Origin of the sequence: Streptacidiphilus jiangxiensis, from assembly GCF_900109465.1 — a bacterium.
Lineage (GTDB): Bacteria > Actinomycetota > Actinomycetes > Streptomycetales > Streptomycetaceae > Streptacidiphilus > Streptacidiphilus jiangxiensis.
This window is the reverse complement of the sequence record NZ_FOAZ01000060.1, coordinates 1-10,020: the sequence shown is the minus strand read 5'-3', so window position 1 is coordinate 10,020 and position 10,020 is coordinate 1. Positions and strand designations below refer to the sequence as shown.

Genomic DNA, 10,020 nt, shown 5'->3' with positions numbered 1-10,020 from the left:
GCGGCTTCGTCGACCGCCTCTGCCGCGTCCCTGGCCGCGCGGGCCGACTCGTGCTGCGCGGCCGTCCAGCAGGCGCCCGTGGGCGGGGAGCAGGGGTGGCGGCAGTCCAGGCAGTGCGACCGGTGGAGGCCCTGCACCGCCCCGGCGGGCCGATCGGCCGACTGAGGCCCGTCGCGCCAGACGCGGCCCAGCGCCACCAGTGCCTCGGCGGCGTCCGCCACGTCGATGCGGTGCAGGGACAGGCCGCACCGTCCGTCGCCGCCTACGGTCAGGACGTCTTCCGAGACGCCCGGGCGGGTCTGGCCGTACGTCTCGGGGACGGCGTCCTCGATGCTCTCGGTGGCCTCTCCGTCCCCGGTCTTCAGGCACTCGAAGTAGCCGATCTCCAACGCCTCGTCGACCAGGGCCTGCGCGGCATGGGCGGGAACGTTGGCGAGGTGGAAGGTGAATTGCTGGCCGGCGCAGGCGTACACCCTCACCTCACCTCCGCCGGGGAAGTCCGCGACCGCGCTCGGGTGCGGATCGGTGACGAGGCGCAGCTGGGGGAGCAGGCTCGCCGCCAGGGCCAAACCCGCGAGGTCGGCGGTGCGCTCCGCTGCGGTCCATACGGCGATCTGGCTGCTCAGGTCGGGAGCCATGGGCCAGCCGGGGTGGTTCAGGGTGTTCACGGTGTGCTTGGTGTCCTTCTGGAGGTGTGCCGCACGAGGCTGCGCGGCCGACGCTGGTCGGGGTCGGTCAGTCGGTGGTCGCGGTGCGCACGGCGGCCGGCGCGAGGCTGTCCCGGAGTTCCTCCAAGAGCAGCAGGGACTCCTGCAAGTCGAGGATGATCTCCTTGACCAGGATCTGCGGGTCGGGCAGGTCGTCGCCCGTGGAGTCCGCAGGGGCGTCGGTAGCCGGCGCCGGTGCGGAGAGGGTCCGCCCGGTGCCGGGAAGCACCGCGATGACGGTGCCGGTGCCGGTGCCGCTGGCCTGGAAGGAGTTCGCCGGGAGCTCGTGGAGCTGGCCGCCGGTGGACTGCAGGAGCGCACGGAACGCCTTCGCCGCCGGGGTGCGGTGGAAGGTGACTCCGTTGGAGAGGACGGCGACCAGGAGCCCAGCGGGGGCGAGGAAGCCGAAGGCGTGGATCACATGGGCTGCGTCGGCGTCCTTGGCGAACGGAGGGTTCATCACCACCCGGTCGTACTGGGGCCGGGGAGCGACGGTGAGGAAGTCGCCGGTGGTCACCCGCTGGAAGCCGGCCTCCGCCAGGGCCTGCGCGTTGTCGGGCAGGAGCTCGACGCAGTCGACGATGCAGCCCTTGTCCGCGAGGGCCGAGGCGATGGCGCCCCGCCCGGCGGAGGGCTCCAGCACGCGCAGGCCGGGGGAGAGGTCCGCCAGCTCCAGGAGGCGGTCCACGATCGGCGGCGGGGTGGGGAAGTAGCCGTGATCCTGGGGCGTCGTGAGGATTCCGGTGCGGACGATCCCGGCGATGACGGCGCTGGGATCGGCAGCGAACACGTGCGCCTGGGCGCGCCGGTTCCAGCGGCCGCCGGCGGCGGCGAGCACCTTGTTGACGCGCTGGTACAGAAGGTCGGGCAGCTGCTCGGGCAGGAGGAGGCGGACGCCGTCGACGGTCGCCTTCTCCAGGACGTCGCGGACGTCGGGGGTGATTCTCACGCTGACTTCGGTTCTTTCGGATGCGGCCTCCCTGCCGGGAGCGGGCCGGGAGGCGGTGACGTGCTGTGGAGCAAGGGGTCCGCTGCTGTCGCGCAGCGGCGGTCGGAGGGGCGGGCTGCGCCGGCGGCGGCCGGAGCCGAGGCGCAGCCGCCCCCGGGGTCGGTGCCGCTGGTTGCCGACCTACCGGTGGCGGCCGCCACGCCGGGCGGGTGCCCGCCGGGCGCTCAGCACGCCCAGGACGCGGGCGAGCTGGCTGACGACGCTCACCGGCGGGAGGGCGGTGGAGGCGAGGCCGCGCTGCTCCGCCAGCGCGGAGCGCACCCGGGCGGTCCCGGTGGCCAGCGCGTTCGCGGCCTTGCGGGCGGTCGTCGCCAGCGCGCGGCCGACGGACAGCCGGTTGCGCTCGTGCTCTGCCAGCGCGGTCCGCCCGGCATCGGTCAGCACCAGGCCGAAGCCATGCTCGGCGTAGCGCAGCCATCCCAGGTCCAGGACGCGGGTGTCGGGCAGCGGGCCGAGCTGCGTTCCCGGCAGCGACGAGCGGTCCTCCGCACCGCGACCCAGGCTGCGGTAGGCCCGGGTCGCCAGCGTGCCGGTACGGGCTGCATCCAGATAGGCGGCTTCGCGGCGGCTCGGAAGCTGCTGCGCCTCGGCGTCCACAGGGGCCGGAGCGGGAGCGCGGAAGCGGATCGAGAAGGGCCGCAGCCTGTGCCCCGCGTCGTCGAGGTCATCGCGCAGCGCAATGAGCTCCTCGTGGAAAGGAGTGCGGTGGAAGTTGATGGTTGCCGTCGTCCCGTCGGCGTAGCGGACGGTGACCTCCGGGTCGAAGTCCGAGCCGTCTGCGAAGGAGCGATCGACCCCGACCTGGACACAGAGGACCTCGTCGAGGCTGCCCAGGTACTCGGTCAGGCCGCCGTGGGCTGCCGAGACGAGATCCTCGGGAAGGGTCGGGTTGAGCGTGGCTGCGCTGCTCACAGCGGACCTCCGGTATCGGGTGGACCAGCGCGCGGGGGTCCGTGCGGCCCGTTGGCAGGGCCGTAGGAAGGCGACGCGGCTACTGAGATGGGCCGGTGGCGATGACGCCACGGCGCTGGTCAGGCGGTCACTGCCGCCATCACCCATTACTCTACATTGCACGTGCTCATATTGCAATGCTGCTCCGAGGTGGGGTCAGCCCGGAGGGGTCGTGGCCGGGGGGCTCCAATCACTGGACGAGGTCGCGCAGGAGCGCGTCGAGCACGACCAGGCTGTTGAAGATGTGGTTCTGCCGGCCGTCCTCGTCCTGCTCTTCGAAGTCGCGCTGCTCCGCAGCCCAGCTGTAGTCCACGACCGCGCGCATGTCGCGCAGTTCGTCGTCGGTGAGCGCTCGCTGCTGCGCACCTTCCATTGGTGCCTCTTCATGTTCGGTTCGTGTGCCCCGGCGCGGTGCGGGCCGGACCGTCGGCGGCTCGCCCGTGAACTGACGGGCTGCTCCCCGTCGCCGCCCTCGGCTTCCGGGGCGGCGGCGGGGCGCTGTGGGCTTCTACCGGAGTGCATCCGGGATGTGAGCGGCGATCAGGTCGTTCACCCAGGCGGGGGCCGTCTGGTGGCCGAACTCGAACCGGCGCCAGCGGGGCGCCCTGCCGGGGGTTCCGTTGGCCAGGCGCGGGACGCCGTTCACGGTGACCTGGGTGCGGAGCCGGCCCTGCTCGTCCCGCTCGTAGACGATCTCCGCGTCGCGGACGACGATCATCTTCCCGTCCTTGGGGAGGTCGGGTGCGTCGGTCAGGTCCAGCTGCAAAGTGGCGCCGCGAAGGCGCGCGGAGGGTGCGGTCATGGGGGATGGCTCCTGTTCGTTCGGGTGGTGGGGTGGAAGGGGCGCCGCCCGAGCGGCGCTCAGGCGGCGGCAGGTGGGTCGCGGACGGCGGACCGGGGTGGTCAGCGGTACAGGTCGGTCAGGACGATCAGGCAGTCGGCGTCCAGGGAGCCGAGGTAGGAGTTGGCCCTGCGGTGGTACGCCAGCGACTCCTCGCTGCGAGGGGCGGGGCGGTGGGCCCCGTCGGGGTCGTCGCACCAGGTGCCGTCCACGGTCAGCAGCGCCGCGCCGGTCACGGCGCGCAGCCCGGCCTCCTCGAAGAGGCGGTCCGGTGCCGCGAAGAGCGCCACCGGGTCCTCGCCGGTGCCGACGAGCCGCTCGGCGCGAGCGAGGGCGACCTGCGGCTGCGCCTCGAAGGCGGCGGCGGCCGCGCTGGGCATCCACCGCTCGGCCGGTGAGCCGTGCTCGGCCTCGAAGTCGGCCAGCGGCCGGACGCCGGGGTTCCCGGCGGTGATCTCGCACCAGCGCATGTACCGGTCGGCGGCCGTGCGCTGGGCCTGACGGCGTGCCGCACCCAGGTCGAGAAGGCTGATCGGCCCGCCGTCCGCCCATCCGTCCGGGCAGCACTCCCCGCGCACGAGCGCCTCGTTCCGGGGATCGGCCAGGGCGCGGACGGGGAACAGCCCGCGGTACCCGCCGCCGATCGTGTAGCTGCTCCACTGGCCCCTGGGATTGTCCTCGGTGAGTTCGAAGTACCGGGGGCCGGTCGGGCTCTCCTCGTGCCGCCAGTCGTTGCCGGTGCTCTCGGCCAGCACGGCGGCGATCGCGTCCGGCCCTGCGCCGTCTACCGGTTCAGCGAGTTCGTCCCGCCAGTGCGGGCGCTCGAACCACTGCTCGTCGACGACGAGGGCGAACGGGGCCAGGGCCTCCTCGACGGCGCTTTCGACTCCGTCCGGCTCGACCGGAGCCAGGCACACCACCACAGGTGCGTGAGACATGGGCTGACTTCTTCTCAGTGCGTGTCGGTCGTGGTGATGGACTCGGTGGTCCGTTCGAGGCCGTGGAGCTTGTCGCGCCAGGCGCGCAGCGCGAGGACAGCCTGCCTCTCCAGGTGGCCGGGCCACGCGGGGTCCTCGTCGCGGGCGTTGTCGAAGTCGGGATTCTCGTCGAGCAGGGCCAGGGCTTCGCTGACGGTCGCGCCAGCGGCGCGGTAGTCGGTGGGCATAGTTCCTCCGGTGCTGTCAGCACGGGTCGGCGGCATGGCCCGGCCGCATCGCCGTGGGCTTCACGGGTGCGCCGGGCCGCTCGCGCGGGGGAGTCTTCACCGGGAGGTCGGGGGCGCTCCACCCTCTCCCAGTGAGCACTATTCTACGCCGTGTTTGATTATATTGCAATGCCTTGGGTGGGGTCGGCCAGGGTCCGGCCGAGGCGTGGGTTCAGTGGTTCGGGCGCGTCGGGGTGGCCGGCCTCGGCGGCGCGGCAGGGGGCGTGGTCCGAGGGGGCTGGGGCCTGGGCGAGCTGCTGGGCGGGATGGGGGCGGGGCTGGAGTGGCTGATCGTGGTGTTGCCGGTCGGCCGGTTGGCCACGACGGGACGCGGCGCAACGTAGCTGCTCGGGCGTGGCAGCGGAGTCGGGCAGGTGCATCCGCGCGGCGGGTAGATGTGAACCGAGTACGGCGGGCGGACGCCGTAGCCGTAGCAGTCCGTGGTGTAGTAGCCGACCCAGTGCAGGTAGCAGTTCATGCCGGGGTGGGCACTGACGACCACGACCTGCTCGGCGAAGTCGGCCTGGGTGGGCTGGGGGATGTCCTCGTCGCTGGCCGTGCATGCGGTGAGCATCAGGGCGGCGACGGTCGCGGCGGCGATCCCGCACCGGGCTCTGGCGGTCATGAAGGTCTCCTCCTGGGGCTGGTCGAACGGGCCCTGTCGATGCGCCTGCTGCGGATCGGCCGGGGGCTGGACGGACGGGCGGCGCGAGCGACGGGCAGTTGCCCTGGGCGCGCCGGCTTCTAGGCCGCAGCTGCGTCGGCGGCGGGCTGGAAGCGCTGACAGGCCGGAAATGCGGGCTGCAGGTTGGGGCCAGGGCGCCGCTTCGAGGCGCGGACGCGGCACTTGAGGCGAGGGCCGTGGTTTCCGCGGCGCTCGTACAGGAAGGCGCAGTCCCCGCACGTCCTCGCGTCCCCGGTGTCGGCGCGGAGAAGAGGGAGCAGCGTGGCAGGGTGCTGACCGCGGTCGAAGGCGATCCGGGCGCTGCCGCGGCCGGGCGGTCTGACGCTGGCCTCGACGGCGCCGGTGCTGGTGGACATGGGTGAGTGCTCCAATGAGTGGATCACGAACCGGCCGAAGGAGGACGGCCGGGCGATGGCGTGGGCGTGGACTATGGGCGCAGCGGATCCGGGATCGGCGCGAGTCGCGTCCACACCTGGACGAGGCTCCCGCCGTCCGTCCTCTCCGCCTGCCAGTAGAAGCCCGCCGGGTCCTCGGCCAGCACCGGGGCGGCGGGCATCAGGGCGGCGAAGCGCTCGACGCGCAGCATCCGGCCCAGCTGGTCGTCCGCGACCGCCGGCACCTGGATGCATGCCCGTGCCTCGGGGCCGACCACGGCCCGCAGCGGGAACGGCGCCGCCGCAACGGCCCTGGCCAGCGCCTCGGCCGCGTGCAGCACCTGCCCCAGCGCAGCGTCGTACGAGGGCTGCGGAACAGCGGACCGCTGCTCCGGCCCGCCCGGGTCGGCGGCGTTGCCGACCGCCGAGCCGGACGACGGGAGGCGCGAGGGGTTCTCGGTGCTCATGGCTGAGCCTTTCGACGGCGTGAATGCAGGAGTGTCCGCGCCGACTTGTCGCCGGTGCGCGTCGGTGAAACCGGGAGCTCGCCGCAAGGCGCTCCGGCCCCGAAGGGCGCTGAGCTGCGCGGAGTTCCGGCGCGCTGGTCGCGCTGCCGCTCGCCGAGTCGGACTCCCCGAACTGGATTGGCTCCAGATTACATCCATACTTCCCATATTGCAATGCCTAGGTGGCTGTCGATCAGGTCCCCGGCACCGCAGCGGCGTTCACGGCCGCGAACAGGGCGTCCCTGCGGGCGTAGGCACGGGCGCGCTGCTCCAGCGCGGCGCCGACACCTGAGTCGGGCTGGCGGATCGCATCGGCCCGCGCCACCACGACGTTGGGGCCCAACCGCCAGAGCACGGCGTTCGCGACCAGGACGGCGGCCGACAGGGGATCGACCTCCACCCCGAGCCAGGTCTTCTCCCCGGGGCTCTGACCGCGGCGGCGAAGGTCGGCAGCAGCAGCACGCCACAGGGCGCCGGACCCGGCCGCCGGCTCCATCACGATGAGGTCGGCGGTGTCGACCTGCAGAATCTCCGCCATCAGCACGGCTGCGCCCCGCGGCATGTGGAAGGCGCCAGTGCTCCCCTTGTCGGCCCGGCCGCGGAGCTGCTGCATGAGGCGGCCGAGGAGATCGGAGCTCAGGGCGCGGTCGGAGTCGCCGGCGAACTCCAAGAGCCCGGTGCGGATGCAGGTCTGAACGGCCAGCAGGGCTCCGCCGGCTTGCCAGTCCTCGGGCGCGTCCAGCCAGCGGCGCAGCGGCCGCATCAGCTCGACGTGTGCGGGCAGCTCCCAGTACAGGCGCTGCCAGACGCTGTCGAGCAGCTGGCACAGGTCGGAGGGCTCCAGGGAGGCCACGGCAGCGGCCGAGGCGCCGGCGTCGGGGTCGAGGAGGGGGAGGAAGGCCACGGCGGCGACCGTGCCGAGGACGACGTCGAGGCCGGCGCCTCCGTGCCCGGCGGTCCAGACCGCCGCGACGGTGCCGGCGATCAGGCGGGCATGATCCTCGGCCTCCTGCGGCATCTGCATGCGGCGTGCGGCGGGGGACTGGAAGAGCGGGATGGCGGAGACCTCCGCCGGGGTGTAGAGCGCGCTCACGGCTGGTCCGATCTTCGATCCGAGGGTTGACCGGGGTCAGTGCCGGCGGAGCCACTTCAGCCGCTGTGCGAGGGCGGCGTCTGCAGAGGCGCGGTCGGTGGTCCGGTCGGTGATCCGGTGCAGGCCGTCGTCGCCCGTGAGCACGACGCTTCCGCCGGTGTGCCACGTCGCGGTGGCCCACAGCTGCCCGCTGCTGTCGCGCATCCGACGGTGCACGGCGAGAGCGCCGGTCGCCACGGACCAACGCAGCTGCCCGGCCTGCGCCTCCAGCTCTGCAGCGGTGTAGTGGGACTGGCAGCCGCGGGGCCGCGAGGCGAACTCCTGCACCCAGGGGCCGCCGAGTGCGTAGTCGAGCTCGGCCGGCGTGCTGGCGCTGCTGAGGATCTCCTCCAGCTGGGCGCGGCTGAACAGGGGCGACAGCCGGTCGTCCTCCGGCGCGACGTCCTGCCGGTACGGACCGAGGGTGGAGTGGTGCAGCAGCAGCAGCCCCGGGCCGTCCTCGCTGGCTCCGCCGACCACCGCGAAGGCGGCACCCGGCGCCGCGCCGGCGAGAGCGGCGAAGGCCTCGTGCAGGTCGTCCCGGTAGGCCTCGAAGTCGGTGGTCATCTCGCCGAGGGGGAGGCACGTGCCGTCCTCGTGCTGGCCGCACCAGGGGCTGACGTAGGAGAGGTCGTCGAGAGCCTGGATGAGCGGGGCCACCTGGCCGGGCGGGCAGGAGGCGAAGACGAAGGTGAGAGGGATGTCCCCGGACATGGTTCTCCGATGTGATGGGTGCTCGTGCGTGGTTTGCGGATCAGGCGCCACGATGCGGGGCTGCGCCGATCAGGGGGCGCCGCCCGGGTCTGTGGACCTGGTGGCCGGAGCGGACCGGGCCGGGCCGGGCCGTTGCGCTGCGCGCTGACGGAGGGAAAGCGCGAAGGATCAGCGCCCAGTGCTGGTGAGGAAGCCGGGACCGAAGCGCCGCTCAAGGAGGTCGAGTGCCTCGGTCCGCTGGCTGGTGACGTACGCCCGCTGAGTGTCCGTGAGGGAGGACTCGATGGCCAGCTCGTAGGCGGAAGGGGCCGCCCAGAGCGGGAGGACGACCGCTGCGATCTCCCGCGCCGCTTCCACCCAGTCGTCGTCGGCGTCTGCCGGGACGGTGAACAACGGCGCGCTGGTGCACGCCGGGTACGGGTCTTCGAGCAGCGGGCCGGGGGTGCGCGCCAGGTCGGCTGCGAGCGGGCGGAGGTGCTCGGCGGGGCAGGTGCCGTCGAGGAGTTCCTGGGGAACCTCGTCCCCGTACTCGCGCATGTGATCTGCCTGCTCGGCGGAGAGCTTGAACTGGCCGTGCACGTCCAGGCAGTTCCGCCCGTCCGAGTCGAAGCGCTGCACGAGGCTCCCGTCCCGCCACTCGTGGCCGGTGCCGAGCACCACGAGGACGTGGTGGAGAGCCTGGGTGCGGTCGGGGTACGAGCACGGGAAGGCGCGGATGAGCTCGGTCAGTGTCTGGTCGACGCTTGCCATGCGGAAAAGCCTCAGGGGTAGAAGGTCAGAGGGTCGCGGACCCATGAAGCGGGCTGACGGCGGAGGCCGGGGGCTACCCGAGCTGGTAGACCTGCGTGGGCTTGAACGTCGGGTAGAGCAGCTCGAACATCTGCGGGCCCCGCGGGTCGTCGAAGGCGAGGACCGCCGGGTAGCTGAGCTGGCAGCACCCGCACTTCGGGTCCAGCCAGGTGAGGCTCACGAGCGGGTGACTGGCGCTCATCAGCTGCCATGCCTGGTCCCACTCGGTCTTCACCTCCGATGTCCAGCCGTCCCCGTCGCCGCGGAGGTAGATCGCGTTCAGGCGTTCTCCCCACTGCTCGAAGGTGAGCGCCTTCTCGGCGTCGGCGTCGGAATGCATGGGGTGGTCTCCAAGTTGGTTGGTCAGGTAACTGCTCAGGTCCGGCAGAAGGAGCACGTCACCGGCTTGTCGTCGGCCACAAGCGCGTAGGTGCCGGGCCGAAGGAAGCCGAGACACGGGGTGGCCACGGTGCGGTCGAGATAGACGCTGGTGCCCAGGCGGGCGAGGTGAGTCTGGTCGGGGAAGGTGATTCGTACCCGCTGCGGGTAGTCGAAGCCGTTGTCCACGTCAGCCCAGGAGGGCCTGGACGGATTCGACGACCTCGGCCAGCTGCTCGGCGAGGACCCGGCGGCGGGCGGGAGTCAGCTCGGCGTCGTCGCCGAACTCGTCCGCCCAGACCGACAAGGTGTTGCCCAGGTCCTCCGCTGCGTTCTTCGCCCCGTCGAGTTCGCCGACTCCGTACGCCACAGGTTCGCTCCTTCCGGGGAGGGGCGGGATCCCTCCCTTTCGAGAAGTACTTTACATCCTTGATGTTCATTTTGCAATGCCTAGCGAGGCGGTTGAGCGCCAGCCGCTCATGAACCGCGTCCTCGATCGCTCGCCAGACCAGCCCCCGGGCGGGGTCGGCCGGCAGGCGGGGCTCGCCCCGGACTCCCTGGATGGTGGTGACCGTGCGGCCGGTCGGCGGCTGGTTGCGGTGCACGAGGATCACCGTCGGGGTGCCGTGCCCGGGGATGTAGGCGCCGCTGCTGTCGATTACCCAGGTCAGGTCGAGCGCCGGCAAGTACTGCTCCACGAACTTCTTGCCGAACTCGCGCTTCATGAAGC

At 72.4% G+C, this 10,020-nt stretch carries 16 protein-coding genes; all 16 read right to left on the bottom strand.

Going from position 1 to position 10,020, the window contains the following annotated elements; genetic code table 11:
• Positions 1-668 (bottom strand): hypothetical protein (locus tag BMY61_RS42985; protein WP_143094831.1); only part of this gene is annotated, 668 nt, incomplete at its 3' end.
• Positions 669-735: 67 nt separating this feature from the next.
• Positions 736-1,656, bottom strand: coding sequence for an SAM-dependent methyltransferase (locus tag BMY61_RS42980; RefSeq protein ID WP_052438802.1), 921 nt, complete (start codon positions 1,654-1,656; stop codon positions 736-738).
• A 180-nt stretch (positions 1,657-1,836) separates the two neighbouring features.
• Positions 1,837-2,628 (bottom strand): hypothetical protein, encoded by a 792-nt coding sequence (locus tag BMY61_RS42975; protein WP_042449459.1) that lies wholly within the window; start codon positions 2,626-2,628, stop codon positions 1,837-1,839.
• A 229-nt stretch (positions 2,629-2,857) separates the two neighbouring features.
• Positions 2,858-3,040: a hypothetical protein gene (locus BMY61_RS42970; RefSeq protein ID WP_042449457.1), complete on the bottom strand. Its 183-nt coding sequence runs from the start codon at positions 3,038-3,040 to the stop codon at positions 2,858-2,860.
• A 135-nt stretch (positions 3,041-3,175) separates the two neighbouring features.
• Complete coding sequence (locus BMY61_RS42965) at positions 3,176-3,469, bottom strand: hypothetical protein (protein ID WP_042449455.1); 294 nt, start codon at positions 3,467-3,469, stop codon at positions 3,176-3,178.
• Positions 3,470-3,570: 101 nt separating this feature from the next.
• Positions 3,571-4,446: a hypothetical protein gene (locus tag BMY61_RS42960; RefSeq protein WP_143094830.1), complete on the bottom strand. Its 876-nt coding sequence runs from the start codon at positions 4,444-4,446 to the stop codon at positions 3,571-3,573.
• Between the two features lie 14 nt (positions 4,447-4,460).
• Entirely contained in the window at positions 4,461-4,673 is a 213-nt protein-coding gene (locus BMY61_RS42955) for a hypothetical protein (protein ID WP_052438800.1), read from the bottom strand.
• Positions 4,674-4,884: 211 nt separating this feature from the next.
• Positions 4,885-5,337, bottom strand: a complete 453-nt coding sequence (locus tag BMY61_RS42950; protein WP_042449452.1) for a hypothetical protein — start codon at positions 5,335-5,337, stop codon at positions 4,885-4,887.
• A 119-nt stretch (positions 5,338-5,456) separates the two neighbouring features.
• The gene (locus tag BMY61_RS42945; RefSeq protein WP_042449450.1) at positions 5,457-5,753 is read right to left on the bottom strand and encodes a hypothetical protein; all 297 of its coding nucleotides are present in this window, start codon (positions 5,751-5,753) and stop codon (positions 5,457-5,459) included.
• 71 nt (positions 5,754-5,824) lie between these two features.
• Positions 5,825-6,238, bottom strand: coding sequence for a hypothetical protein (locus tag BMY61_RS42940; protein WP_042449448.1), 414 nt, complete (start codon positions 6,236-6,238; stop codon positions 5,825-5,827).
• A 232-nt stretch (positions 6,239-6,470) separates the two neighbouring features.
• Positions 6,471-7,370: an N-6 DNA methylase gene (locus BMY61_RS42935; RefSeq protein ID WP_042449446.1), complete on the bottom strand. Its 900-nt coding sequence runs from the start codon at positions 7,368-7,370 to the stop codon at positions 6,471-6,473.
• 36 nt (positions 7,371-7,406) lie between these two features.
• Positions 7,407-8,123, bottom strand: coding sequence for a hypothetical protein (locus tag BMY61_RS42930; protein ID WP_042449444.1), 717 nt, complete (start codon positions 8,121-8,123; stop codon positions 7,407-7,409).
• A gap of 168 nt (positions 8,124-8,291) precedes the next feature.
• Entirely contained in the window at positions 8,292-8,873 is a 582-nt protein-coding gene (locus tag BMY61_RS42925; RefSeq protein WP_042449443.1) for a hypothetical protein, read from the bottom strand.
• A 73-nt stretch (positions 8,874-8,946) separates the two neighbouring features.
• Positions 8,947-9,252, bottom strand: a complete 306-nt coding sequence (locus tag BMY61_RS42920) for a hypothetical protein (protein WP_042449441.1) — start codon at positions 9,250-9,252, stop codon at positions 8,947-8,949.
• Positions 9,253-9,287: 35 nt separating this feature from the next.
• A complete protein-coding gene (locus BMY61_RS42915) occupies positions 9,288-9,479 on the bottom strand; it encodes a hypothetical protein (RefSeq protein WP_075004302.1) in 192 nt (63 codons plus the stop codon).
• Between the two features lies 1 nt (position 9,480).
• Positions 9,481-9,660 (bottom strand): hypothetical protein, encoded by a 180-nt coding sequence (locus tag BMY61_RS42910; RefSeq protein ID WP_075004301.1) that lies wholly within the window; start codon positions 9,658-9,660, stop codon positions 9,481-9,483.
• Positions 9,661-10,020: the final 360 nt, after the last annotated feature.